The sequence below is a fragment of the Streptomyces sp. NPDC060027 genome, from assembly GCF_042737005.1.
Taxonomy (GTDB): Bacteria; Actinomycetota; Actinomycetes; order Streptomycetales; family Streptomycetaceae; genus Streptomyces.
Window position 1 is genome coordinate 20,332 of record NZ_JBHWVI010000025.1, and the last position, 25,094, is coordinate 45,425.

At 72.0% G+C, this 25,094-nt stretch carries 19 protein-coding genes; 8 read left to right on the plus strand and 11 right to left on the minus strand.

Going from position 1 to position 25,094, the window contains the following annotated elements:
* The first annotated feature begins 146 nt into the window (after positions 1-146).
* A complete protein-coding gene (locus ACFWBT_RS09255; protein WP_385697614.1) occupies positions 147-719 on the plus strand; it encodes a TIGR03086 family metal-binding protein in 573 nt (190 codons plus the stop codon).
* A gap of 668 nt (positions 720-1,387) precedes the next feature.
* Positions 1,388-3,373 carry an RICIN domain-containing protein gene (locus ACFWBT_RS09260; protein WP_385697615.1) on the plus strand — a complete coding sequence of 662 codons (1,986 nt, stop codon included), beginning with the start codon at positions 1,388-1,390 and terminating at the stop codon, positions 3,371-3,373.
* 99 nt (positions 3,374-3,472) lie between these two features.
* On the opposite strand, the gene ACFWBT_RS09265 is transcribed toward ACFWBT_RS09260, so the two are convergent.
* Both ACFWBT_RS09265 and ACFWBT_RS09270 read right to left on the minus strand, forming a co-directional pair.
* Positions 3,473-4,447 (minus strand): 2-hydroxyacid dehydrogenase, encoded by a 975-nt coding sequence (locus ACFWBT_RS09265; protein ID WP_385697616.1) that lies wholly within the window; start codon positions 4,445-4,447, stop codon positions 3,473-3,475.
* On the minus strand, positions 4,444-5,613 hold the full coding sequence (locus ACFWBT_RS09270; RefSeq protein WP_385697618.1) for a lactate 2-monooxygenase: 1,170 nt from the start codon (positions 5,611-5,613) through the stop codon (positions 4,444-4,446). The genes ACFWBT_RS09265 and ACFWBT_RS09270 overlap by 4 nt, the downstream gene beginning before the upstream one ends.
* Positions 5,614-5,726: 113 nt before the next feature.
* On the opposite strand from ACFWBT_RS09270, the gene ACFWBT_RS09275 reads away from it, so the two are divergent.
* Complete coding sequence (locus ACFWBT_RS09275; RefSeq protein ID WP_385697620.1) at positions 5,727-6,905, plus strand: PucR family transcriptional regulator; 1,179 nt, start codon at positions 5,727-5,729, stop codon at positions 6,903-6,905.
* Positions 6,906-7,115: 210 nt separating this feature from the next.
* On the opposite strand, the gene ACFWBT_RS09280 is transcribed toward ACFWBT_RS09275, so the two are convergent.
* Positions 7,116-7,577, minus strand: a complete 462-nt coding sequence (locus ACFWBT_RS09280) for a TIGR03668 family PPOX class F420-dependent oxidoreductase (RefSeq protein WP_385697621.1) — start codon at positions 7,575-7,577, stop codon at positions 7,116-7,118.
* A 188-nt stretch (positions 7,578-7,765) separates the two neighbouring features.
* Positions 7,766-8,317: a hypothetical protein gene (locus ACFWBT_RS09285; RefSeq protein ID WP_385697623.1), complete on the minus strand. Its 552-nt coding sequence runs from the start codon at positions 8,315-8,317 to the stop codon at positions 7,766-7,768.
* Positions 8,318-8,659: 342 nt separating this feature from the next.
* On the opposite strand from ACFWBT_RS09285, the gene ACFWBT_RS09290 reads away from it, so the two are divergent.
* Together ACFWBT_RS09290 and ACFWBT_RS09295 are read left to right on the plus strand one after the other, a co-directional pair.
* On the plus strand, positions 8,660-9,094 hold the full coding sequence (locus ACFWBT_RS09290; protein ID WP_266764374.1) for a protease inhibitor: 435 nt from the start codon (positions 8,660-8,662) through the stop codon (positions 9,092-9,094).
* Positions 9,095-9,490: 396 nt separating this feature from the next.
* The gene (locus tag ACFWBT_RS09295) at positions 9,491-11,068 is read left to right on the plus strand and encodes a phosphatase PAP2 family protein (protein WP_385697624.1); all 1,578 of its coding nucleotides are present in this window, start codon (positions 9,491-9,493) and stop codon (positions 11,066-11,068) included.
* Between the two features lie 22 nt (positions 11,069-11,090).
* On the opposite strand, the gene ACFWBT_RS09300 is transcribed toward ACFWBT_RS09295, so the two are convergent.
* Entirely contained in the window at positions 11,091-12,593 is a 1,503-nt protein-coding gene (locus tag ACFWBT_RS09300) for an MFS transporter (protein WP_385697626.1), read from the minus strand.
* 182 nt (positions 12,594-12,775) lie between these two features.
* On the opposite strand from ACFWBT_RS09300, the gene ACFWBT_RS09305 reads away from it, so the two are divergent.
* Together ACFWBT_RS09305 and ACFWBT_RS09310 are read left to right on the plus strand one after the other, a co-directional pair.
* A complete protein-coding gene (locus tag ACFWBT_RS09305; protein WP_385697628.1) occupies positions 12,776-13,195 on the plus strand; it encodes an ArsR/SmtB family transcription factor in 420 nt (139 codons plus the stop codon).
* A 6-nt stretch (positions 13,196-13,201) separates the two neighbouring features.
* Complete coding sequence (locus tag ACFWBT_RS09310; RefSeq protein ID WP_385697629.1) at positions 13,202-13,738, plus strand: SRPBCC family protein; 537 nt, start codon at positions 13,202-13,204, stop codon at positions 13,736-13,738.
* A 4-nt stretch (positions 13,739-13,742) separates the two neighbouring features.
* Here ACFWBT_RS09310 and ACFWBT_RS09315 read toward each other — a convergent pair whose 3' ends face one another.
* The 5 genes from ACFWBT_RS09315 to ACFWBT_RS09335 all read right to left on the minus strand — a co-directional run bounded on the left by ACFWBT_RS09315 (position 13,743) and on the right by ACFWBT_RS09335 (position 20,910).
* Positions 13,743-16,568, minus strand: a complete 2,826-nt coding sequence (locus tag ACFWBT_RS09315) for an NHLP bacteriocin export ABC transporter permease/ATPase subunit (protein ID WP_385697631.1) — start codon at positions 16,566-16,568, stop codon at positions 13,743-13,745.
* Between the two features lies 1 nt (position 16,569).
* Positions 16,570-18,792: an NHLP family bacteriocin export ABC transporter peptidase/permease/ATPase subunit gene (locus ACFWBT_RS09320; RefSeq protein ID WP_385697632.1), complete on the minus strand. Its 2,223-nt coding sequence runs from the start codon at positions 18,790-18,792 to the stop codon at positions 16,570-16,572.
* The gene (locus tag ACFWBT_RS09325; RefSeq protein WP_385697634.1) at positions 18,789-19,598 is read right to left on the minus strand and encodes an HlyD family efflux transporter periplasmic adaptor subunit; all 810 of its coding nucleotides are present in this window, start codon (positions 19,596-19,598) and stop codon (positions 18,789-18,791) included. Before ACFWBT_RS09325 ends, ACFWBT_RS09320 begins: the two co-directional genes overlap by 4 nt.
* Before the next feature lie 91 nt (positions 19,599-19,689).
* A complete protein-coding gene (locus ACFWBT_RS09330) occupies positions 19,690-19,905 on the minus strand; it encodes a type A2 lantipeptide (protein WP_351538265.1) in 216 nt (71 codons plus the stop codon).
* 585 nt (positions 19,906-20,490) lie between these two features.
* A complete protein-coding gene (locus ACFWBT_RS09335) occupies positions 20,491-20,910 on the minus strand; it encodes a PaaI family thioesterase (protein ID WP_385697636.1) in 420 nt (139 codons plus the stop codon).
* A gap of 222 nt (positions 20,911-21,132) precedes the next feature.
* Between ACFWBT_RS09335 and ACFWBT_RS09340 the strand changes: the two genes are divergently transcribed.
* Positions 21,133-22,503 carry a S1 family peptidase gene (locus ACFWBT_RS09340; RefSeq protein WP_385697637.1) on the plus strand — a complete coding sequence of 457 codons (1,371 nt, stop codon included), beginning with the start codon at positions 21,133-21,135 and terminating at the stop codon, positions 22,501-22,503.
* 178 nt (positions 22,504-22,681) lie between these two features.
* On the opposite strand, the gene ACFWBT_RS09345 is transcribed toward ACFWBT_RS09340, so the two are convergent.
* On the minus strand, positions 22,682-24,835 hold the full coding sequence (locus ACFWBT_RS09345; RefSeq protein WP_385697639.1) for a SpoIIE family protein phosphatase: 2,154 nt from the start codon (positions 24,833-24,835) through the stop codon (positions 22,682-22,684).
* Positions 24,836-25,094 lie beyond the last annotated feature (259 nt).

A 25,094-nucleotide genomic window follows, 5' to 3' on the forward strand; every position in this document is an offset into this window, starting at 1 on the left:
TTCAGGTCGGGTCGGACGCGGCCCCCTGGGAGGCGAGAGAAGACGCGGCTGGTAGGGCCGTTTCCTTTTCCGGCCGAGCCCGGTCTGTACGTGGTGACCCGTCCGCTGCGTCGACGGGTCACGCCCTTCGGACAGGAGAAACCGTCATGAACGCCGATTCCGTGGAACTCGCCGGCCAGGTCGCCCGCGCGGCACACAACCTGCGGGACCACACACAGCGGTCCGCCCTCACCGGCAAACGTGAATTCCCCACCCCCTGCGCCGACTTCGATGTCCACCGGCTCAGCGAGCATCTGCTCGGCGTGCTGGTCACCGGTGCCCGCGCGGCAGCGAAGGAGCCGCCGCCGGCGGACGCCCCGACGGCCCTGACCGAAGCTCCCTGGGTGGTCTTCCCTCCGCTCGTCGACAAGCTCGCCGCCGCCTGGTCCGAGCCGGGCGCCTGGGAGGGAGAGACGTCCTTCGCCGGAAGCGTCCGTCCCGCGCCGGTCGCCGGGATGATCACCATCATGGAGCTGACCGTGCACGGCTGGGACCTGGCCACCGCCACCGGCCAGTCGTTCACGGCGGACGAGGACGTGATCGCCACCGCCGCGGCCGTCGCCGGACAGATCGCCGAGAGCGCCCGCGCCAACGGGGCCTTCGGTGCCGAGGTCGAGCCCGCTCCCGACGCCACGCCCCTGGAGCGGCTGCTCGCCCTGACCGGCCGGAAGACCGTCTGAGCACAGGCCAGGACCCGCGGTCCACCGGGACCCGCGGTCCCTGACCGAGACTGGGAACCGCGTCGCGCACCTCGCCACGCGGTTCCACCGGCCGGGCGAGCGCTCATGCGCCGGACGCTCATGCGGCGGACGCTCAGGCGCCGGACACCGAAGCCCCCTCGGGGCCGCCGACCGAGGGCGGGATGAACGGGGTCGGCGGCCGGTTTCGCGCGGGAGAGCCGCCGTCCCGTGCGGGGCCTCCGAGAAGGGCCGGTCCCAGTGGACTACGGGGTTCTGGGCGCCGGGAGCGTGCGAGAGAGCCCGGCGCGTGCGCACGGTTCACACGGGGCGCATGGAATATCGAAAGCCGGTGCGAGCCCGATGAGTTGCCGCCCCGCTTTTGACATCCTTTCAATAGGGCCGATCTCGCCCACGCGCCTTGTTGGTCATGAGCGTGTTGTGCGAGGGTGTGCCTCCTGCGCTTGGTCAATGGCCGGGTCTGAATCGCTGTTCGCCATTCCCGGCTGTCGACGAGCTCAAAAGGCTCCTGACCGACGGTCGCCGCACGGCCTTCGTCCCCCGGCCGTTTCCCCGGCGCTCCGTCAAAAGGTCCACACCAATCAGGACTCCTTTTCGACGGGCAAGCACTTTCTGTGTGCCACCTTGCACCTCGGAAGGAACCCGCTCCCGTGCGCACCCCCCACCCACCGCTTCCCGCCTATCCGCCCGGCGGCGTCCCCGGCGAATCCGACGAGGGCCTCGCCGCGCTGCTGAGGGGCCGGACGGAGGGCGACACCGCTCGTCCCGTCGCCCTGCTGACGGCCCGGCACTGGCAACCGGCGTACGACTACGCGGTGATCTGCCTCGCCACCTCGGGGCAGGTGGCCTCGACGGTCGTGGAGGCCTCCTTCCATCATGTGCTCGGCCGTCTCGCGGAGGGCGAGCCGGCGCTCGCCCTGCGTCCCCAGCTGCTCGTGACCGTGAGGGACACGGTCAAGAGCTGGTCGGCGGACGATCGGATATCCAGCGTCCTGCCGGACCTGAGGAAACCCGCGGGAGGCCGCGGTATGCGCGCGGCGAAGTCCATGACGGCCGAAAACCGCCAGGTCGCCGAGCGCGCATTCCTGGCTCTTCCCGGCCTCGCCCGCTGTCTGCTCTGGCACACCGAGGTGGAGGCCGAGTCCCTATCCGTACCCGCCGGCCTTTCGGGTATGGACACCGACATCGCCGCCGCGGCCTGGGAGCAGGCCCGCGAGCAATTCCGCGAGGGCTGTGTTCGCGCCCATCGGGAACTCGCGCCGAGTCGGGAATGTGGTTTCTACAACAGGCTTCTCGACGTGCCGATTCGCCGCGGCGGCGCCTTGCTGCCGGATGTCCAGCGGCATCTGGCGGTGTGCTCCTACTGTCGGTACGCCGCCGAGCAACTCAGCCATTTTGAGGGCGAGTTGGGGATTCTGATCGCCGAGTCCGTGCTCGGCTGGGGTGCCCGGCGGTATCTCGACTCCCGCCCGGGGCGCGCGGGGCAAGCGCTGCGCCACCGGAGCGTCTCGCCCTTCGGCGGCAGACGGCAGCGAGGCGCCGGACGCCCCGCCAAGAGCGCGCGCTCCGGAGCGTCCGGCATCCCCGCGGACGGCGGACGATCCGCGAACGCCGGGCACCGCGGGACGGGCGGACGCCATCGGCTGCTGTCCCAGCTCTCCTCGACCGGACGCCGCGCCGCCGGGTCCGGTGACCGGCCCCAGCAGGCGCTGCTCACCGGAGCCGGCCTCTCGGCCGCCCTGCTGGCTACCGTCCTCGCGGTCAGCCTGTGGCCGAACGAGGAGGGCGGCGCCGATCCCGCGACCACCACCGGCGCGAGCAGCAACCACACGCTGGCGCCCGACCCCGATTCCGGCGCGCAGAGCCCGCCCGCCGTATCGGCTCCGCCCGACTCGGCCGCGCTCCCCGCGAACGCCGCACGGACCCGGCTGCGCAACCTGGGAGCCGACCTGTGCCTCGATATCCGGGGCGCAAAGCTGGGGGAGGGCGCCGAGGCCAGGCTGGCGGTGTGCTCGTCCGCCTGGACCCAGCAGTGGTCGTACGAGAGCGACGGACTGCTGCGCAGCGTCGCCGATCCCGGACTGTGCCTCGACTCGGGCGCCGACAACGGTGTCCTCTTCCTCAGCCCCTGCGTGGCCGAGGACACGAAACAGGGTCAGGACATGCGCTACGACCTCACCCGCCAGGGCGAGTTGCTGCTCCACCGGGACGACGGGCTGGCCGTGACGCCCGCGTCCACGGACCCCGGCACCGATGTCGTGGTCAAGGTCCGCGACGGCTCCGACACGCAGCGGTGGCGGACCGACGGTTCGTCGACCCGCCCCGATTCGCTGTCGATCGCGGGTACGTCGCCCGCCTCGCCCCGGCCCACGGGCGAACCCTCGTCCGCCGACGGCACACCCGCCTCGCCGAGCGAGCCCGTGGAGGAACCACGGGCCGGCGTGCCGGCGGACCCGGCGGCCACGTCGGCGGGCACCTATCGGGCACAGCCGAGGGCGGTGGCCGTCGGCGACGGCCACCGCGCCGATCCCGGCCCCCGGCCCGTCCTGCCGCTGCCGCTCCCCGACGCCACCGGCCTCCCCGAAGCCGTCGGAGTCACCGGTATCGGCGAGATCGTCGGCGGGCTCGGCTCGTAGCGCCACGGACGTCCGCGCCACGGGACGTGAACACCACGGGGCCGGAGCGCCACGGGACGTGAACACCACGGGGCCAGAGGCGCCACGACGAGCGTGCGGCTACGAGACGACGTCCCGCGGTGGCTTGCCCGCCACGAAGTCCGCGGCGTTCTGGACGGCGGCCAGCGCGATCCGTACCAGCGTCTCGCGGGTGACACCGGCGACGTGCGGTGACAGCACCACGTTCGGCGCCTTGAGCAACCGCAGCGCCGGGGTGGGCGGTTCGGGGTCGAAGACGTCGAGGCCCGCTCCGGCCAGGGTGCCCGCGTGCAGCGCGTCCGCGAGGGCGTCCTGGTCGATCAGGGCGCCCCGCGCGGTGTTGACGACGAACGCGGTCGGCTTGAGGAGCGCGAGCCGCTCCGCGTTCAGCAGGTGCCGTGTCGCCTCGGTGAGCGGGGCGTGCAGGCTGATGTAGTCCGACGTGCGCAGCAGTTCGTCGAGTTCGACATGGCGGGCGCCGAGCCGGGCCTCCGTCTCGGCGGACACGGGCTTGGGCCCGGCGTACACGACGCTCATGTCGAAGGCGACCGCGCGACGGGCGACCTCCTCGCCGATATGGCCGAGCCCCACGATGCCGAGCGTCTTGCCGGACAGTTCGGTGATGGACTGCTGCAGCCGCGGCAGCGCCCAGTCCGCTTCGGTCAACGCGGTGTGGGCGGGCACCAGTTGCTTGGCCAGGGCGAGCATGAGGGCGAAGGTCTGCTCGGCCACGTTCTGCTTCTCGGCGCCGCTGGAACCGATGTTGCACACGGGCACGCCCCGGTCGCGCGCCGCGTCGAGATCGACGTAGTCGAAGCCGTGACTCGCGCACTGGATCAGCTCCAGGTCCGGTGCGGCGGCGATGTGTTCGGCGGTCACCGGGCCGAGGCCCGTGACGACGACATGGGCCTCGCGCAGCGCGGCGGGGTCCTCGTCCGTCGCCTCCACGACGGTGACACGGACCTGCCCGGGGAAGAGCGTGGCGAGCGCGGCCCCCGCCGTACGGCCGCCCACATGCGGAGAGACGACGGCCAGCACGTTCTTCGTGACGCTCATGCGGTCTCCTCTATGAGGTCGTCGGGGCCGAGGGAGTCCGGGCGGGCGTGCCCGGACAGGGCGAGGGTGAGATCGAACTCGGCGAGCAGGCAGCGGACGACGTGTTCGACGCCCGCCTGCCCGTCGAGGCCGAGCCCGTAGGCGTAGGGACGTCCGACGAGCACCGCCCGCGCGCCGAGCGCGAGCGCCTTGAAGATGTCGTCGCCGGTGCGGATCCCGCTGTCGAAGAGGACGGTGAGCCGGTCGCCCACCGCCTCCACGACACGCGGCAGCGCGTCGGCGGCCGCCACCGACCCCGCCACCTGACGGCCGCCGTGGTTGGAGACCACCACGCCGTCCATCCCGGCCTCGGCGGCGCGCCGGGCGTCGTTCGGGTGCAGGACGCCCTTGAGGACGATCGGCCCGTCCCAGTTCTCCCGGAGGAAGGCCAGGTCCGGCCAGGTCTTGCCGGGGTCCGCGAACATGCTCACGAAGTGCATCACGGCCGCGTTCGGGTCCTCGTGCACCGGCTTGGCCAGGCCCGCCCGGAACGCCGGGTCCGAGAAGTAGTTGGCGGTGCCCACACCGTGCAGGAACGGCAGGTACGCCTGGTCGAGATCGCGCGGGCGCCAGGCCAGCAGAGGCGTGTCGAGCGTGACGATCAAGGCCGTGAACCCGGCCGCCTTCGCCCGGTCGAGGAAGCTCCGGGTGACCTCACGGTCCTTCGCCCAGTACAGCTGGAACCAGCGCTCGGCGTCGCCCATGGCCTCGGCGACCTGCTCCATGGGGGTACTGGAGGCGGAGGACAGGATGTAGGGGACGCCCTGCGCGGCGGCGGCCCGTGCCGCGGCGCACTCCGCGTCCGGATGCATGATCGACAGCACGCCGATCGGGGCGAGCGCGAGCGGCGCGGGCAGCGGACGCCCCAACACCTCGACGGACAGGTCGCGTTCATGGACGTCGCGCAGCATGCGCGGCACGATCCTGCGCCTGTCCAGGGCGGCCCGGTTGGCGCGCGCCGTGCTGCCGTTGCCGGCGCTGCCCGCCACATAGCCGACCGGACCCGGGCCGAGCCGCTGCTCGGTGAGCTCCTCCAGCCGCGTCAGATCCGTGGGCAGCCGCGGTACGGCGCCCGTCATTCCGTTCAGATAGATCTCGTACTGGAAGTCGGCCCAATGCTTCGCCATCCGTACGTCCCGCCTCTCGTCCCTGAGACCGCGCTGTACGACGACGATCCTGGCGACTGTGACAAGTCCCGTCCACCGTGGTGCGCACAACGTGCGGCTGGAATCATCACCCTGTGACAAACAAGCCGTCCGAGGACCGGGAACGCGTCCGGCAGGAAATGGTCGCCGACCCGCGTGTCGTGGAGGCGATCGTCGCGGCGGTCCACGAACAGGTCCCGGTGTACGCGGCGCTCGACGACAGCAGGCTGCCCGAGGTACGGGCGATCGCGGCCTGGGGCCTTGAACGGCTGCTCCACCTCTGGGCCACCGACGGCACGCTGGGGCCGGCCGATCTGCGGCGCTTCCGGGGCATCGCGTCGGCCCGCGCGGCGGACGGGCGCCCGGTGCAGGCGGTGCTGCGCGCCTACCGGGTCGCGGGCACCGTCCTCACGGACGAGGTCGCCGCCCGCGCGCCCCGGCTCGCCGCCGCCGACGCCTTCGCGCTCGCCCGCATGCTGCTCGCCACGCTCGACACCCTCTCCGAGGAGATGGCCACCGCGTACGCCGCCACCAGTGAGGACCTGGCCGGCGACCGGACCCGGGCGCTGCGGCTGCTGCTCGACGACCTGATCGCCGGTCGGCACGCCTCGGTGGGCGCGCTGACCGACCGCTCCGCCCGGCTGGGCATCCAGCTTCCGGATCCCTTCTGCCTGCTGGCGGCGGAGCCGATCGCCGTGGACCGGCCCGACCTGGCGCACGAAACGGCGACGGACCTGCTGGACACGCTGGCCGGTCCCGGGGGAGAGGCGACGCCCCTGGCGACCGTTCGAGGGTCCAGGGCCGTTCTGCTGCTGCCGCTCGCGGCGTCCGAGCGGGTGGGCGCCGTCCTGGGCGACCGGTCCTGGCGCGGGTGCGTCATCACCGGCGAGAGCCTGGACCGGGTCGCCGTCGCGCACCGGCTCGCCGCCGACGCCCTCGACACCGCGCCCGCCCACGCCCACCGGTCCGGGCACGTGCTCACGGACGCCGACGCGCAGGTCCTCGCCCTGCTCGCCGGGCGCCCCGCCGCGGCGTCGGACCACATCGCCCGGCTGGTGCTCGGGCCGCTCACCGACCCCGCTCAGCGGCATCTGCTGGAGGCGCTCACGTCGTACATCGACGCGGGCTCGGCGAACGCCGCCGCGCGGACGCTGCACCTTCATCCGCAGTCCCTGCGCTATCGCCTGCGGCGTGTCCAGGAACTGACCGGCCGCGACCCGCGCGACCCCTGGCAGCGGCTCACCCTGGACATCGCCCGAACGATCCGCGACTGAGCCGCGACCAGGCTGGTCCCGCCCCTCCGCCCGGACCCCCGCTTCGGCCTGGACGGCCTCGTCCGCAATCGCCGGACGGGCTGAGACTTTCCGGCGTCGGACGAGGAAAATTCAGCCCCTCCGGCTTTTGAGGAGCGAGGTCCGGGGCGGAGCCCCGGTACGGGACGGCCAGGGGCGGACGGGGCGAACTCCCTCCGCCCCTGCCGTCGTTCAGGGCTCCGGAGTGGCCTGCCAGCCGAGCCAGCGGTGGACGGTGATCACTGTCACCGGGCCGTCCGGTGGCCGGTTCCGGTACTGCGGGTACTTGTCCCGCAGCGCGTCGATCGCCCCGGCGTAGACGTACGGGGCCTCGCCGAGCCCCGGTTCGCCGGGATCGAGCGGCCCGGGCGGCGGGACGACGCGGGCGTCACCGTCCGCCCGCACCCACCACAGCCGCTCCCAGTCCTCGTCGTAGGCGTCCACGAGCAGACAGACGGCCGGACGAGCGGCGATGTTGCGCAGCCGCCGCAGCAGCGGTGACCGTTTGGGCTTGTGGTCGACGGCGGTGACCAGTCCCTCGCCGTACCGCGCGAACACCAGTGGCACCAGGTGCGGGCGGCCCTCGGCGTCGACGGTCGCGAGGCGTGCCACCCGCGCCGCCAGGAAGCGGCGGCGCGCCTGGTCCTCGTCCATGTCGGGCACGATCGGCTCCGATTCCCCGGCGGTGGTCCTGGGCAGCGGTCATGGGCGGCCGTCAGCGGTGGCCGGACACGGCCTCGGCCAGGGCGGTCCCGGTGCCCAGCGGCAGCTCGCCGGTCACGACCTGCTGCCAGTGTGGCGCGGTACCCGGAAGCGGGGCGGTCAAGGCCGTTCCGGCCGGGTCACTCCTCGTCGCCCGGGGCGTCCTGGGGTTCGGCGTCCGGGCCCTGGGAGCGGACCCGCTGCACATGCTCCAGCGAGTCGCGCAGCTCGGCGAGCCAGTCGTCGGTGTGCCGCTGCACCAGCCGGACGCACCAGGCCAGGGCGTCACTGCGGCTGCGGGCGACCCCGGCGGCGATGAGGGTGTCGAGGACCTCGCGTTCGGGCTGGCGCAGCCGGGTCATGACCGGCGCGGCGACGTGTGTGAACAGGGCCCGCTCGGTGCCGCACTCCACGCCCCAGGAGACCTTCTTGCTGAAGCGGTGCTCGGCCTCGCGGGCGACCGCTACGCGGTCCTCGCGGGTGCGCTCGCGGAATTCCTGGATACGGGCCCGGAGGGCCGCCTCCTTCTCGGCGTCCGAGGCGCCTTCGGCGAGTGTCGGCTCGGGGACGCGGCCGACGACGGTGATCTCCTCTCGGTCGACCGTCACCTCCGTCAGGCTCGCGAAGAGATCGTCGGGCAGGCGGCCGGCGAACCAGCCGCGCAGCTTCTCGCGTTGCTCCGTTGTAATCATGTAATGACGATTACTCCCGTGCCGCGGATGTGCAAGGGGTGCGGAAGAAGTCCGCCGTAAGCGGAAGGCAAGGCGCCATGCGGGTTGAAGCGGAATGTTTCAGGCCTATTGCTGAGCCATGTCAATCCGGCCAGGTGGCCGTCGGTGACGATCAACAACCGCTCAGTTCCGGGCCTCAGGCGTTCGAATTCTGTAACTTCACGCCACTGATTCAATACTCAAAGTTACTGAAACGCATGGGGTCGATGTGTGTTTCCTGTGCGGACTCGGCAGACTCGCGCTCGCCGAACCGGCACTCGACCGAGCCGGTATCGCATTCGATCGAGCGGAAGGATGCACACAATGCCGAACACCGCGCGCTGGGCAGCGACTCTCACTCTGACGGCCACCGCCGTCTGCGGCCCCCTGGTGGGGTCCGCCCACGCAGCCCCCAGCCTCGCCCCGTCCGGGCTCTACGCCCCCTCTGCCCTGGTGCTCACCACGGGCCACGGCCAGAGCGCGGCCGTCGCCACTCCGGAACGCGCCGTCACCCTCAACTGCGCTCCGACGGCCTCCGGGACCCACCCGGCCGCTGTCGACGCCTGTGCCGAACTCCGGGGGATCAAGGGTGACCTCGACGGGCTGACGGCCAGAAACGACGTCTTCTGTACCAGGCAGTACGACCCTGTCGTGGTCACGGTGGCCGGCGTCTGGCAGGGCAAGCGTGTCGCGTACGAGCACACCTTTGCCAACGAGTGCGTGAAGAACTCCTACGGGATGACCGTCTTCGCGTTCTGAGACCGGGATCGCGTGGTCCTTGTGGACATGGACCGGGGCGCGTGGCTGGGGAGCGCGAGCCCCGTCGCGAGGTGCCATGTGATTTCGCACCGAGGGTCGGCCGGACGGAGTGGGGCTGTCGGCCGGCCCTCGGCATTTCCGCGTGTACGCCCTGTCCACGCTGACCGCCGGAACAGCGGCGCGTGCGGACAGGGCGTCAGCGCGTGCGGCCGGAACTGCGGCGCGTGAGGCCTGAGCGTCAGCGCGTGCGGCCGGAGCGGTGGCCGGACGGCCGACCCGCCCCGGAGCGTGCCGCGCCCCGTGAACGGTTCGCCCCGTGCGCCGCACGGCCCACCCGCTTCACCGTTCCGAGTCACCCCGGATGCCGACACGGCCGGGACGGCGTAGTCGTGGAGCATGGGTGCACTCGGCGAATGGGACCAGCGGCTCTTCACACGGGTGGCCGGGGCGCGGGTGCCCGGAGCCGATCCGGCGCTGCGGCGGCTCAGCCACGCGGCCGATCACGGACGCCTGTGGCTAGGTACGGCGGCCGGGATCAGTCTGGTCGGCGGGCACACGGCGCGACGGGCGGCGCTGCGCGGCCTGGGTTCACTGGCGCTGGCCTCGTTCACCGTCAACACGCTGGTGAAGTGGAGCGCCCGCCGCCCCCGTCCGCTGCTGGAGGGCGTCCCGTCGATCCGGCACCTGACCCGTCAGCCGCACACCACGTCCTTCCCCTCCGGACACTCCGCCTCCGCCGCGGCCTTCGCCACCGCGGTCGCGCTGGAGTCCACGCGCTACGGCGCCGTGGTCGCGCCCGTGGCGGCCGCCGTCGCCTTCTCGCGGGTGTACGTCGGGGTCCACTACCCGGGAGACGTGCTCGCCGGCGTGGCCATCGGCGCGGGCGCGGCCGCACTCACCTGCCGCTGGTCGCCGCCGCGCGCCGCCGTACCGGAACGGGAGCGGCCGCCGGCGCAGGCACCCGCTCTGCCGCTCGGCAAGGGGCTGGTCGTCTTCGTCAACAGCCGGGCCGGCGCCGGTGCGCCCGCGGCACCGCTGCCGCCCGCCGAGCGGCTGCGCGCCCTGCTGCCCGAGGCCGAGCTGATCGAGCGCGGCCCCGGTGACGACTTCGCGGAGCTGCTCGGCGCGGCGGCCGACCGGGCCGCGGAGATCCGTGGAGCGCTGGGCGTCTGCGGCGGCGACGGCAGCGTCAACGCCGCCGCCCGCGCGGCGGCCGAACGGGGGCTGGCGCTGGCCGTGTTCCCCGGCGGCACCCTCAACCACTTCGCGCTGGACGTGGGCGTCCCGGACTTCGAGGACACCTCCGTGGCGGTCGCCGGTGGTGAGGCGGTGGCGGTGGACATCGGCGTGGCCCGCCCGGGCGCGGGACAGGACATGCCGTTCGTGAACACCTTCAGCATCGGCCTGTACCCCGAACTCGTACGCCTCCGGGAGCAGTTGGAGCAGCGCTGGGGCAAGTGGCCGGCGGCGGCCGTCGCTCTGGTCCGGGTGCTGAGCACCGCGGGCCCGATCGAGCTGAACATCAACGGGCGGCCCCGCCGCCTGTGGCTGCTGTTCGCGGGCAATGGGCGCTACGTCCCCGAGGGCTTCGCCCCCTCCTTCCGGCCGCGCCTGGACGACGGGCTGCTCGATCTGCGCCTGGTCGACGGCGACCACCGCCTGGCCCGTACCCGGGTCGTCGCCTCCGCGCTCCTCGGGACCCTGCGCCACTCGCGGGTCTACAGCGCCGAGCGGGTTCCCTGGGTGGAGCTGGACGGGGTCTCCGGCGCCGACACCGTCGCGTACGACGGCGAGGTCCACCCCGGCGCGGCCGGACTGCGGCTGGAGAAGGAGCGCCGGGCCCTGGTCGTGTACCGGCCCGCCCGGCCGGGGAACGAACTGCGCCAGGAGGCACGCCGGGTAGCCGCGACCGCCCGCTACCGGCGACGGGTGAGGGGCCGCCGTCTCCCTGCGGACGGCGGCCCCTCGGCCTGATGGGTGATCGGTCAGGACACGATCACATGTGGACGGCCGGTGCGGCGTCCGGGTCCTGGACCGGCTTGCCGCGGCGGTAGAGCGCGAGCGCGATGAGAGCTCCGGCGGCGAAGAAGCCGGCCGACCACCAGAAGGCGGTGGTGTAGCTCTCGATCGTGGACTGGGCCCGGACCAGTTTGTCCGTCGGGTCCTTGCCGACGAGGTAGCTGGTCGCGGCGCTCGCGGCCAGCGTGTTCAGCAGCGCGGTGCCGATCGAACCGCCCACCTGCTGCATGGTGTTGACGGTCGCGGAGGCGACGCCCGCGTCCTCGGGAGCGATCCCGCTGGTGGCCAGCGACATGGCGGGCGGCATCACCATGCCGAGTCCGGCGCCGATGAGGAGCAGCTGCGGCAGGACGTCGGTCGAGAAGGACGAGTCGACGCCGATACCGGTCAGCCAGGCCATGCCGAGCGCGGCGACCGCGAAGCCCGCCGGGATGACCGCCTTCGGACCGATCCGGGGCACCAGGACCGTGGTGGAGACCTGGGCCATGACCATCAGGGCCGCCATCATCGGCAGGAACGCCACACCCGTCCTGGTGGGGCTGAAGCCGAGGTTCAGCTGCAGGTAGTAGGTGAGGAAGAGGAAGACGCCGAACATGCCCGCGCCGGTGATGAGCACCGCGAGGAAGGAGGCGGCCCGGTTGCGGTCGAGCAGGACGCGCATCGGGAGCAGCGGGTGCTTCGCCCGCGTCTGCCACCAGGTGAACGCGCTCAGCAGGATTCCGCCCGCGACGAGGAAGCCCCAGGTGGCCGGTGAACTCCAGTCGTGCGTCTCGGCGTTGGAGAAGCCGAAGACCACGGCGAAGAGACCGGTGGAGACCAGCAGGGTGCCTGGCAGGTCGAGCTTGGAGTTCGCCGCGTCCCGGTGACCGCTCAGCAGTACCCAGCCGCCGGCGAAGGCGACGACCGCGAAGACGAGGTTGACGAACAGCGTCCAGCGCCAGTCGAGGGCGTCGGTCAGGACACCGCCGAGCAGCAGGCCCACCGCGCCACCGGCGCCGGCGATCGCGCCGTACACGCTGAACGCCTTGGCGCGCTCCTTGGCGTCGGTGAACGTCGTGTTCAGCAGGGAGAGGGCGGCCGGCGCGAGGAGGGCGCCGAACACGCCTTGCAGTGCGCGGGCGGTGACCAGCATCCCGAAGCTGGTCGAGGCGCCGCCGAGGACGGAGGCCCCGGCGAATCCCGCGACACCGACCAGGAAGGCGGGCTTGCGTCCGAAGAGGTCGGCGATGCGCCCGCCGAGCAGCAGCAGGGAGGCGAAGGCCAGCGAGTAGGCGGTGACGATCCACTGCCGGTTGCCGTCGGAGAAGCCGAGGTCCGCCTGGGCGGAGGGCAGGGCGATGTTCACGATGGTGGCGTCGAGGACCACCATCAGCTGCGCGATGCCGATGATCGAGAGGATCCACCATCGCCGCTTCGACGAAGGCGCGGACGTCACGTCCGCGGCACCCGTGCCGGTGCCTTTGGTCAGGGTCTGGGACATGGGAGAAGCACTCCAGGGAAGTTGCTCGTTGCGTGCACGTAAACGAAACGGTTTCGTACACATCGACGTTCCGAGGCTAGCCCCCGTCGAGCGAAACGGCAACGTTTCGCTAGGTGGCCGGGTGTGAGGTGCGTCCCACGCATTCCTTGACGTTCATATAACTTCAGAGGCATATTAGAGCCATGTCCGACGCCTCCCTCTGGGCCGCCCTCGCCGACCCCCACCGGCGGGCCATCGTCGCGCTGCTCCTGGAGCGGCCACGGGCCGTCGGTGAGATCGTCGAGGCGTGCGGGCTCAGTCAGCCGGGCACCTCGAAGCATCTGCGGGTGCTGCGCGACGCGGGGCTCGTCCGGGTACGACAGGACGCGCAACGCCGGGTCTACGCCCTCGACCCGGCCCCGATCGCCGCACTCGACGCCTGGCTCGCCCCGTACCGCAAGCTCTGGAACGAGAGCCTGGACGCCCTCGGCCGCCGCCTGGACGGGGACCCGGACCGTGTGGCGGGTGAGCCGTCGGACCACCCCGAAGAGCCGTTCCCGCACGAACGACGGCAGCCGCTCGGCGAAGCACCCGCACCGAAGGCACTCGCACCGAAGGACTGAGCCACCATGTCCGCCGAACCCACCGCCCTCACCGGGACGTACCTCACCCTGGACGACGGCCGCCCCGCCGTCCGCTTCAGCCGCACCTACGACCATCCCGCCGACCGGGTCTGGCGGTTCGTGACCGACCCCGACGAGCTGGCCGCGTGGTTCCCCTCCCGCGCCGAGATGGAGCTGCGCCCCGGCGGCACGATCACCTTCACCGGTGATCCGAACATGCCGGAATCGACGGGCCGTGTCCTCGCCGTCGACCCGCCCCGCCACCTCTCCTTCGAGTGGGGCGGCGACGAACTGCGCTTCGACCTCGAAGTCCTCGACGGCGGGCGTACCCGCTTCACGCTCACCAACGTGCTCGACGAGCGGAACACGGCCGCCCGCAACGGCGCCGGCTGGGAGGTGTGCCTCACCGCACTCGACGCGGCGGCACGCGGCGAGCGGTCCGGCGGCCCGCACGCCGGAGGGAACGCGCCCTGGAAAGAGATCTACCGCCGCTATGTCGAGGCGGGTGTCCCCTCCGGCGCCCCGGTCCCGGAGACGGACTGACCGCTCACAGCTGCCGCCGCACCAGCTCGTGCAGCCGCCCGCCCGTGTCCGCCAACAGCTGTGCGGGCGGGCCCTGTTGGACGACCCGGCCGTCCTCCATCACGATCACACGGTCCGCGTCCAGCACCGTCGACAGCCGGTGAGCGATCACGACCCGGGTGGCGTCGAGCGCCTTGGTGCTCTCGATCACCGTGCGCTGCGTCGCGTTGTCGAGAGCGCTGGTCGCCTCGTCGAAGAAGAGGATGCGCGGCCGTCGTATCAACGCCTGGGCGATCATCAGACGCTGGCGCTGGCCGCCCGAGATCGCGCCACTTCCCGACACGAGCGTGTGCAGCCCCATCGGCATCCGCCTGATGTCCTCGGCCAGACCCGCCATCTCGGCCGCCGCCATCGCCTCCTCCGGCGTGTACGGCTCGGTGCCGCAGATACAGTCGAGGATCGACCCGGTGAACGGCTGCGCGTGCTGGAGCACCACCCCGCACTGACGGCGTACGGCGGACTGGTCGAGCGCTCCCAGATCCTGGCCGTCGTAGAGCACACTGCCCGACACCGGCCTGTCGAAGCCGATCAGCAGCCGCAGCAGGGTGGACTTGCCGCAGCCGCTCGGTCCGACGATCGCCACGAACTCGCCCGGCCGGATGTCGAACGACACGTCGTCGAGGACCAGCGGACCGTCGTCGGCGTACCGGAACGACAGCCGCCGCGCCTCGATCCCGCCGGACAGCACGCCGGGACGGGTGCTCCCCACGCGAACCTCGGGCGTCGCGTCGAGCACCGGCCTGATCTCCTCGAACATCGGCAGCGCGGCCGCCGCCGAGACGAACGCGCCGGTGATCTGGGTGACCGAGGTCAGCAGCATCGTCATCGACGTGTTGAAGGTGAGGAAGCCGGCGGCCGACAGCGAGCCGTGCGCCGGACCCGCCAGCAGCATGAACATCAGCAGGGAGCACAGCGGCAGATACACCGCGCCCATCACCGTCGTCAGGTTCTTGATGCGTCCGACCTGCCGCTGGAGTTCACGGCTGCGGGCGAACTCGCCCGCCCAGGCCGCGTACGCGTAGTTCTCGGCCGCCGCGACCCGCAGCTTGGGCAGTCCGCGCAGGGTCTGGAAGGCCTGGTTGTTGAGCTTGTTGCTCAGCACCACCAGATGGCGCTGCCGGCGCACCTGCCACAGACCGAGACCGAGGAACACCGCCGCGATGACCACGAGCATGCCGATCGCGGCCAGCGCCATGGGCACGCTGTACCAGAGCAGCAGGCCCAGGTTCATCGCGCCGACCGTGCCCGCCTGCGCGAGCGTCGGGCCGACACCCGCGAGAAGTCGGCGGATCGCGCTGATGCCCATCGCGGCGCCGGCCAGCTCACCGGTCGAGCGGGAGGCGAAGAACGCCGTCGGCAGCCGCAACAGCCGGTCCCACACGGCGGGTTGGAGGCTCGCCTCGATCCGGCCCTCCATCCGCAGCAGGCTCAGGTTCTGCAACAGCATGAACGCCGCCGACACGACACTGGTGACCATCAGCGCGAGACAGACCTGCACGATGAGGCCGTGCTGGGCCTTCGGCACGTACTCGCCGAGCACCTTGCCGGTCGCGATCGGCACCAGCGCGCCGATCGCCACGGTCACCAGACCGCTGATCGCGAGATTGCGCAGATCTCCGCCGGTGCCCGTCAGACAGAACCGCAGCAGCCTCAGCGGGCTCAGTCTCCGCTCTGGCAGCGGACGGTAGAACATCACGGCCTGCGCCTCAAACTCCGCCGCGTTGGCCTTCTCGACAGGCGTCTCCCGACCGGACGACGGCTGCACGGCCACATATCCGCCGCGCCGCCACAACAGCGCGACCGGTGCGCCGGACACCGCCCGGTGGCCGACCAGCGGCCCGATGTCGTCGCGCCACCAGCGCCCGTCGAGACGTACGGCACGGGTACGGACGCGCGAGGCGAGCGCGATCCGCTCCACGGGGTCGAGCCGGTCGCTCTCCGTCCCGCTCCGCGCCTGCTCGGCGAGGGTGATCCCGGCCGCGCGGGCGACCAGCGCGCAGGCCGCGTACGAGGCGTCCGCGTCGGCCGCGGTCGGGCGCTCGGCCGACGACCTGCCGATCGAGGCGAGCAGCGTGCGGTCGGCCTGGGCGCGAACGGCCTCACCGGCCTTGATGCCCGCCGCCGTACGGTCCTCGTGACCGGCCTCCACCTGCTCGATCCACCGGTCCAAGGTGGACAGCAGCCGGAACTGGTGGTCGACCATGCCCTGCCAGACACCGGAGTCCATCAGCAGGTCGGCCGCCGCCTCGGCCCCGTACAGGGAGCCGTACTGCACACTTCCCGGCGGGACCTGCATCCAGAACACGTCGTCGTCGGTGGGCGCCGCCGCGTTCTCCGTCGCCATCGGGGCCTGGAAGAGGATGGACAGGCTGCGTCCGACCCCGAGGGCGAGGGCGTACTCCAGCGGGCTCGACGTCGGCGGCACGTACCGCGGATTGCCGTACTCGTCGTACGACCAGGTCGCCGTGTCGGCCGACTGGTACAGCTCCCGCAACCCGATCCTGCGCACGACGCAGTCGCGCAACGGCCGCCCGACCAGGGTGTGCTGGGGACCCGGCACCGGGCCGAGCAGCAGGGAGCCCGCTTCGAGCCGACCGAGGTGATGCCAGTGACCCTGCTGCGCGGCGTCGACCGCGAACAGGTCCATGGCGCCCGCGGCCACCAGCCACAGCACCTGCGGACCCTCCAGATCGAGGCGGCTCAGCCCCGCGCAGTCGACCGGCGTGCCCATGCCGCCGAGCGCGCCGAGCACGACGTCCCCCTCGTGGACGCCCTCGTGAACCGTGGTCATCTCATCGCTCCCTGACCAGCGCGGCGTACGGACCGCCGGCCGCCACCAGTGCCTCGTGCCGCCCGCGTTCCACGATCGTGCCGTGCTCGAGTACGACGATCTCGTCGCTGTCCCGCACGGTGCTCAGCCGGTGGGCGATCACCACACAGGCGCAGCCTCGCCTGCGCAGGTTGTCCATGACGGTCTGCTCCGTCTCCGCGTCCAGAGCGCTGGTCACCTCGTCGAGCACCAGGATGCTGGGCCTGCGCACCAACGCCCGCGCGATCTCCAGGCGTTGACGCTGGCCGCCGGAGAAGTTCCGCCCGTCCTGCTCGACCCGGCTGTGGATGCCGCCGGGTCGGCGCGTCACGACGTCGTACAGCGCCGCGTCCTGAAGGGCGGCGACCACCGCGTCGTCCGGGACCGACGGATCCCACAGCGCCACGTTGTCGCGGACCGTCCCCTCGAAGAGGAAGACGTCCTGGTCGACGAAGGACACGGATGCCGCGAGCGCGCCGCGCGGGATGTCCTCCAGGCGCCGGCCGTCGATGCGGATCGTGCCCTCCCACGGTGCGTAGAGCCCCGAAATGAGCCGGGACACCGTCGACTTGCCGCTGCCCGAGCCGCCGACCAGCGCGACCTGCTGACCCGGGCCGACCGTCAGCGAGAACCCGGTGAGCAGGGGCTTGTCGAGCGGGCTGTAGCCGAACGTGATGTTCTCCAGCTCGACATGGCCACGCAGGCGCCGGGTGGAATCGCCGGTGCCCGAGCGGGCGTAGAGCGGGTCGGTGCGGAAGTTCTCGACGTCCTTGAGACGGGCCACGTCGGCGGCGAAGTCCTGGATGCGGCCCGCGACGCCGTTGAGCCGGGTGATCGGCGCGGTGAACCGGGTCACCAGCGCCTGGAACGCGACCAGCAGACCCACGGAGACATGCCCCTCGACCGCCCGCAGACCGCCGATCCACAGGATCAGCGCGCTGTTGAGCATCGCGAGCGTCGGCGCGACGACCCCGAGCCAGGCGCTCGGCACCCCGAGGCGCTGCTGCTCCTCCAGCGTGGTGGCGTGCTGTCCGGCCCACTTGCGGAAGTAGCCGTCCTCGCCGCCGGTGGCCTTCATCGTCTCGATCAACTGGAGCCCGGTGTACGCCGTGTTGGTCAGCCGGGCGGTGTCCGCCCGGAGCTTGGCGGTGCGGGTCGCGCGCAGCCGGATCACCACCCGCATCGCCACCACGTTGAGCAGCGCGACACCGATGCCGACGGCCGTCAGCTGCGGGTCGTACGTGTACAGCAGCACGGCGTACAGGACGACGACGATCGCGTCGACACCGGCGGCCGCGAGATCGCGGGCCAGGGTCTCGGCCACCGCGTCGTTCGACTGGAGCCGCTGCACCAGGTCGGCCGGGCTGCGCTGGGAGAAGAAGGTGACCGGCAGCCTCAGCAGATGGCGCAGGAAGCGGGCGCTGGAGAGCGTCGAGGAGATGAGACGGCCACGCAGCAGATTCGCCTGCTGCAACCAGGTCAGCGCCACCGTCAGCAGCACGGAGGCGCCCATCGACGCGAACAGGACGCCGAGCAGCGAACTCTGACCGCCAATCAGATACTGGTCGATGAACGTCCGGCTGAGCGCGGGCACCGCCGCGCCGACCGCCACCAGGAGCAGACTCGCCAGCACCGCGGCGGGCATCGTGCCCGAAGTGCCGCGCAGCCGGGCCGGCATGGCCCCCAGTACCCCCGGTCTGCGGCCCCCCTTGCGGAAGTCGGGACCCGGCTCCATGACCAGGACCACTCCGGTGAAGCTGGTGTCGAAGTCCTCCATCGGCAGGAAACGGCGGCCCTTGCCGGGGTCGTTGATGTGCACGCCCCGGCGCCCGAAGCGGCGGCCCATGCCTTCGTACACGACGTAGTGGTTGAACTCCCAGAACAGGATCGCGGGCGCCCGCACCTCGGCGAGCGCGGCCGTGTCCATCTGCATGCCCTTGGCGGTCAGGCCGTAACTACGCGCCGCCTTCAGCAGGTTGCTGGCGCGTGAACCGTCCCGTGAGACACCGCAGGCGATGCGCAGCTCTTCGAGCGGGATGTGCCGGCCGTAGTGGCCGAGCACCATGGCGAGGGAAGCCGCACCGCACTCCACGGCCTCCATCTGGAGCACGCCGGGGGTGCGGACGTTCTTGCCCCGGCCCTTGGGAACACCGCGCCGGGGCGGGGCGGCGCGCCGTCTGTGCCGGGTGTCCGGTGCGGTGGTCACGGCAGGAGCCAATCGACGGGGCGCTGGTCGGCCAGCCGGATCGAGGCCGTGGCCAGGGTCATGGAGGTGATCGCGTAGGGCGGCCCGCCGGCCGACGACCACTTCAGGCCGCTCTTGGTGGTGGACGAACGGTCGAGCCGGACCAGGACGGCCACCGGCCTGCCCTTGTCCGTGAACTGCTCGCCCAACTGGTCGTCGCCCAGGTAGGAGGCGATCTGCTGCCGGCTCTGCACGCTCCGGCCCACCGTCCTCACATGGCCGCGCAGCACTCCGAACCGGGGGGCCGGCACCGACTGGACGGTGAGGTCGACGGCGGCGTCCGCGGGAATCGTGGCGGCACTTCCCGCGGAGACGTACACCGTCGCGTACAGCGGGTCGTCGGGGTGGGCGACCTTCTCCACGGCCGCGACGTTCGCGCCGGTCGAGATGATGGCGCCGATGGTGGCGGCTAGCGTGGTGACGCGGCCCGCGGCGACCGTACGGACGACCGCGGTCTCCCCTTGTGCCGTACGCACCTTCAGTACGGGGGCGTTCGCGGGGAGCCGTTCGCCCTCCTCGGCGAGGACCGCGGTGACCTGGCCGGCGACAGGGCTCTGCAGGATGTAGCTGCCCTCCCCATGGGTGAGGACGGCGGGCGCGCCGACGGTGGAGGCGACGGTGCCGGTCACGGCCCACACGGACGCGGCGGCCATGGCGACGATCGTCACGGACAGCACGAGCCAGCCCTGGGGGCGGGCGAAGCGCACCGGAAGGTCGAGCTCTTCGGGCGACCGCAGCTTGGCGAGGGCCTGTTGACGGAACTGCACGGGACTTCCCTCACCTGTCAGAGAGGTCTACGGCACCCGAGAGTCCCGGAACCGGTGGGGCGGTTCCGGGACTCGGCGGCGTGAAACGCGATCAGAGACCGGCGACCAGGCCGGTGACCGGGGCGGTGTTCAGGCCGGTCACACCCTCGACGGTGCCGACGGCCGTGCCCAGGATGCCGGAGACCGGGGCAACGCCGTCCACCAGACCGGTGACGGTGCCGACGGCGTTCAGTGCGAGGCCACCGGAGACGTTGTCGAGGTCGGCGTCCGAGATCTCGGCGGTCTCGACACGGGGGGTGGAGTTCATGATGGAACTTCCCTTCATATGGATATTCACAAGGGGGAGAGCGGCCCCCTCTGGGGGACAGATGACGGCCGCCACCGCAGGGGTGCGGCTCCCGTTCCCGGGAGCACTGCTGCGACCTCCGCGGTGCAACGGATCAAAGCACGTCCGGAGGGCGCGCTTCCAATCAACCAGGGCTCCCACCTGCGCACTTGCGCTCCACTGGCGGGGAACCGTGCAGGCGCCCACACGCCTCTGCGGCGACTTCTTCACATGCTGCGCGGCATCGATCCACGCGAGGCCTTGCTACTCCCCGGCCGAATGGGACAGTCCCGGCCCAATGGCGCGCAGGGGGGGCGTGCGCCTGTGCAGATCCTCCGCAGGCGGTGACTTCCTTGAGCATGGGCTGTGCAGATTCGCTGAATCCGGGATTCCGTTCCCGAGCGGCGACGGAGCGTCGCCGATCGGTCGCACGGTGTACTGGCGGGGGAGGCGGTCCGGCGGAGTGCGTCGGCCGGGCGGGAGCGCGAACTCCATGCGCCGGGCTGGGGCGTGAACTCGATGCGCCGGGCGGGGGAGTGTGTCGCACCGTGGCGCGGCCGTCGTCGGTCAGCCGAGGATCGCGTACACCGTGCTCGCCCGTGCCGCGATCTCCGTCGACCCCTCGGCCGTCATCGTGATGTCCGCGAAGGCCATACGGCGGCCCAGTTTGGTGAGGACCGCCTCGATCAGTACGTCCGCGTCCGTCACCGCCCGCTGGAAACTCGTGGACTGCTGAACCGTCGTCATGGGGACGAAGGCACCGCGGGCCGCGGAGACCGCGATCACCGTCGCCGTGTCGGCGGCCGCCATCAGGGCCTGGCCGGACAGGCCACCGCCCTCCCGGGCCAGCCGCGCGGACCACGGCAGCCGCAGGACGGCACGGTGGCTGTCCAGCTCCGCCACGGACAGGCCGAGGTCGAGCACCCAGGGAGCGAAGTTGTCGGCGAGGATCTTGTCGGCTTCTGCGAGGGTCAACGTCGTCGTCATGCGAGGCATTGTTCCCCCTTCGGGCCGCCGGTCCGCGCACGGCCGCGCGAGGCGGGAAAGGCCCGATTGTCTCCGCAATCAACGCCTTTGGCTCGGCTAACTCCCGCAATTTGCAATGGCAGTTGAACACCCCGGGCGACCCACGCGTATCAACAGGCAACCAGGCGCCCCCCAGTCAGCTGCCGGACGGCGGCATCGACCCCGTCCCCAGGAGGTCAAGAGTTGAGCCACAAACGGATACCCAAGCGCAAGGCCGCCATCGCGGTGGGCAGCGTTGCAGCGCTCGGAGCAGCGGCTCTGCTGCTGCCCAACGCCAACGCCTCGCAGTCGAACGGGGACGACGCCTCTCCCAGAACCTTCAAGGCGGGCGATGTCTCGGACGTCGCCTCGCAGCTCGCCTCCCAGTTGGGCGACGCTTTCGCCGGGTCGTACTACGACGCGTCGAAGCAGCAGATCATCATCAACGTCGTCGGTAACAACAGCAATGTCGTCAACCAGATCGAGAAGGCCGGAGCCGTGGCGCACCAGGTGCAGAACAGCACCTCAACGCTGCAGGCCGCCGCCAAGACGCTGAAGGCGGACGCGACGATTCCGGGCACGGCGTGGTCCGTGGACCCGAAGACCAACGAGATCCGCGTGACCGCCGACTCCACCGTCACGGGCGACAAGTGGGACACGCTGGAGTCGACCGTCAAGGGCCTCGGTTCCGACGTGGCGACCGTCAAGAAGTCCGCGGGCACCTTCAAGACCTTCGTCGACGGCGGCGACGCCATCTTCGGCGGTGGCGCGCGCTGTTCACTCGGCTTCAACGTCACCGCGGGCGACGGCAGTCCCGCCTTCCTCACCGCGGGTCACTGCGGTGTCGCCGCCGCCCAGTGGTCGGACGCTCAGGACGGCGCGGCGATCGCCACCGTCGACCAGGCCACCTTCCCCGGTGACGGCGACTTCGCGCTCGTCAAGTACGACGACCCGAACACGCAGGCCAACAGCGTGGTCAACGTCGGCGACGGGAAGACCGTCCAGATCAACCAGGCCGCCGACGCCGCCGTGGGCCAGCAGGTCTTCCGGATGGGCAGCACCACCGGTCTCAACGACGGCAACGTCACCGGCCTCGACGCCACCGTGAACTACCCGGAGGGCACGGTCACCGGCCTCATCCAGACCGATGTGTGCGCCGAGCCGGGCGACAGCGGTGGCTCGCTGTTCACCCAGGACGGCAGTGCGATCGGCCTGACCTCGGGCGGCAGCGGCGACTGCACCGTCGGCGGCGAGACCTTCTTCCAGCCGGTCACCACCGCGCTGGAGGCGACCGGCGCGACGCTGGGCGCGGGAGACGCCGGAGCGGGAGACGCCGGAGCGGGTGACGCCGGAGCGGGTGACGCCGGAGCGGGCGGCGCGGTGGACCCGAGCGCGGGCGCCAGTGACCCGGCGGGCGCCGGTGACGAGGCGGGCGCCGGAGCCGACGACCAGGCAGGAGCCGGAGCCGACGACCAGGCAGGGGCGGGTGCTGACGATCAGGCCGGTGCCGACGACCAGGCCGGTGCGGGCCACGACCAGTCCGGAGCCGCCGCGGACGACGGCTCCGGATGGTGACCACCCCCTGATGAAGCCGGAGGAACCGGCGGTCAAGAACCACTGACTCGGCCAACGGAACAGGGAATTCCGGTCGGCAGTGGAAAGGTCCGGCCCTCCGGCGGGAGGGTCGGACCGCTCCCTTTCCAGGATCGGACGGCTCCCCTTCGGTGAGCCGTATCGGCTTTCGCCAGCCGTGTCAGCCGAGCGGCCGTACCCGCAGCAGCAGCAGGGCGACATCGTCGGGCCGCTCCTGACCTGCCTCCTGGCCCCGCTGGAGCAGCGTGTCGGCCAGTTCGTCCAGGGGCTGGTCCCCGGCCGCGGCGAACCGTCGCCCGAGGTCGGCGAGGGCAACCTCGATGTCGACACCGGGGGACTCGATCAGACCGTCGGTGTAGAGCGCGAGCACGGACCCGGGGACGAGCGGCACCTCCGTCGTCGGATAGGTGGCGTCGGCGTCGATCCCGAGCAGCGGCCCGCCGGCCAGGTCGAGCACCTTGACCTTGCCGTCCGGCCGGCGCAGCAGCGGGGGCGGATGCCCGGCGCGGGCCATCACGGCCACCCCGCGTGCCGGGTCCAGGCGCAGATACAGACAACTGGCGAACAGCTCGGTGCCGAGGTCGATGAGCAGCCGGTTGGTGCTCCTCATCACCTCCTCCGGCGCCTGGCCGACCGCCGTGTACGCGCGTACGGCGGTGCGGATCTGCCCCATCAGGCCCGCGGCCGTCACGTTGTGCCCCTGCACATCCCCGATCACCGCCGCCGCCCGGCCGTGCGAGGACACCAGGTCGTAGAAGTCCCCGCCGATGTCCATGCCCTGGGTGGCCGGCAGATAGCGCGCGGCCGCCTCGATCGACGCCAGCGGCGGAAGCGAGCTCGGCAGCAGCGCGGCCTGGAGACCCTGAGCCAGCTGGAGTTTCGCGTCGTACAGCAGGGCGCGTTCCAGGGCCTGCGCGATCAGCCCGCTCAGACTGGTCAGCACGGCCTGCTCGTCGGCCGCGAAGTGGTGCGACTGCGCGTACCCGAGGACGCAGGTGCCCACCGGTCGGCCGGAGGCGATCAGAGGCAGATACGCCCACGCGCCCATGCCGTCGGGTGTCGCGTTCCGCGACGGATACAGACGCTCCAGCTGCTCGCGCGAGTCGAAGAAGGCGGGCACACCGCTGTTCAGCGCCTGGGTGCCCGGGGTCTGCTCGCTCAGCGGCAGCCCGTCGAAGCGCTCCACGACGTGCGCGTCCGGATAGCCGCGATGCCCGAGCACGTGCAGGCGGCCGGCCCGGCTGCCGAGGACGACCAGGGCCTGACTGCCGACGGCGGGCGAGATCTCGTCCGCGACCAGCTGCACCACGTCCTGGACGCCCGCCGCCTCGGTCAGCGCGCTCGCCAGACTCAGCACATGGGAGATCGTCACCAGGCGGGGGCTGCCGTCGCGCCGCTGCGGCCCCGCCCGGGTCATCTCGGACACCGGCCGGGCCCGCGAGATGCGGACGCTCAGTCCGGTCGTGCTCGGATACAGGCGGAACGACAGCCAGTCGCCGGGCGGGCGCAGCGCGACGAACGAGGTCACGTGCTGGCTGATCAGCGCCGCCCGGTAGCGGTCCTCGTAGATCGGGTCGTTCAGCCAGGGCACGGCCGCCCACAGCTGGGTGCCCAGGAGGCGGCTGACGGGCACGTCGAGCAGTTCGGCGGTCGCGGCGTTGGCGAACCCGACCCGCCCGTGCAGATCGAGCGAGCACAGCCCGTACGGCAGGCGCGCCACCATCCGCGTGGCCTCCACCGTGCCGAGCGTGCCCGCCGACGCGGCCGCGGTCGGGGTGAGCAGGTCGGGCTCGTGTCGTATCGGGCGGTGATCCTCGGCGGCCCGCTCCAGCCGCAGCGCGAGCCGGTCGCAGGCGGCGGTGAGGTGTTCCCGCTCCCGGTCGGAGAGATCCGGCGGGTGCGAGCCGGGCCATGTCACGTAGGCGGCGCCGAACACGGTGGTCGCGGTCGCCACCGGCAGGGCCGCGAGCGCGAAGGGATACGGGAGCACCAGCGCGATCCGGGGGTACCGGCGGGCCATCTCGTGCTCGCCCCCCACCCAGATCAGCCGCCGCTCCCGTACCGCCTCGGCGACCGGGATCGGCGCGCTGAGACCGACGCGCTCCCAGGGTGCGGCGAACGCCCTCGGCAGCCCGGCGGAGACGGCCATCTCCAGCACCGGCTCGTGGGACGCCAGCAGGTACACCGCTCCCGAGTGGGCGTGCACGTCGTCGAGCATCGCGGCCAGCGTCAGCGACAGCAGCGGCCGTCCCACCGGGGCCGGCCGACTCGCCGGCGCCTGTGCGGCCCCCTGCCCGTCGGACACGCCGACCACCTCCTCGCGGGGCCGCTGCCGGCCTCCGGCCTTCCAGGGATCAAGGCTCCCTCGTGAACGCCCATCGCGCACGGCGAGCCGAGCCCTCCACTCGGCCGGGGGCACGGACCGTCACGCCTGTCGCGAGATCGCCCACGAGGTGACCGCGCGAAACGCCTGAATCAAGATGAGTTCGATTTAGTTCGATAGGCTGTCCCGTATGGGCTCCTTCGCAGGCCCCACGGGTTCGGAACGGTCGCAGGGGCTGCGCCGGAGCCCC

Excerpts from the sequence above, each read along its gene's own strand:
- ACFWBT_RS09255 (WP_385697614.1), top strand. The coding sequence starts at position 147 with ATGAACGCCGATTCCGTGGAACTCGCCGGCCAGGTCGCCCGCGCGGCA.
- ACFWBT_RS09265 (WP_385697616.1), bottom strand. The coding sequence starts at position 4,447 with ATGAGCGTCACGAAGAACGTGCTGGCCGTCGTCTCTCCGCATGTGGGC.
- ACFWBT_RS09270 (WP_385697618.1), bottom strand. The coding sequence starts at position 5,613 with ATGGCGAAGCATTGGGCCGACTTCCAGTACGAGATCTATCTGAACGGA.
- ACFWBT_RS09280 (WP_385697621.1), bottom strand. The coding sequence starts at position 7,577 with ATGGACGAGGACCAGGCGCGCCGCCGCTTCCTGGCGGCGCGGGTGGCA.
- ACFWBT_RS09285 (WP_385697623.1), bottom strand. The coding sequence starts at position 8,317 with ATGATTACAACGGAGCAACGCGAGAAGCTGCGCGGCTGGTTCGCCGGC.
- ACFWBT_RS09290 (WP_266764374.1), top strand. The coding sequence starts at position 8,660 with ATGCCGAACACCGCGCGCTGGGCAGCGACTCTCACTCTGACGGCCACC.
- ACFWBT_RS09295 (WP_385697624.1), top strand. The coding sequence starts at position 9,491 with ATGGGTGCACTCGGCGAATGGGACCAGCGGCTCTTCACACGGGTGGCC.
- ACFWBT_RS09300 (WP_385697626.1), bottom strand. The coding sequence starts at position 12,593 with ATGTCCCAGACCCTGACCAAAGGCACCGGCACGGGTGCCGCGGACGTG.
- ACFWBT_RS09305 (WP_385697628.1), top strand. The coding sequence starts at position 12,776 with ATGTCCGACGCCTCCCTCTGGGCCGCCCTCGCCGACCCCCACCGGCGG.
- ACFWBT_RS09310 (WP_385697629.1), top strand. The coding sequence starts at position 13,202 with ATGTCCGCCGAACCCACCGCCCTCACCGGGACGTACCTCACCCTGGAC.
- ACFWBT_RS09315 (WP_385697631.1), bottom strand. The coding sequence starts at position 16,568 with ATGACCACGGTTCACGAGGGCGTCCACGAGGGGGACGTCGTGCTCGGC.
- ACFWBT_RS09330 (WP_351538265.1), bottom strand. The coding sequence starts at position 19,905 with ATGAACTCCACCCCCCGTGTCGAGACCGCCGAGATCTCGGACGCCGAC.
- ACFWBT_RS09335 (WP_385697636.1), bottom strand. The coding sequence starts at position 20,910 with ATGACGACGACGTTGACCCTCGCAGAAGCCGACAAGATCCTCGCCGAC.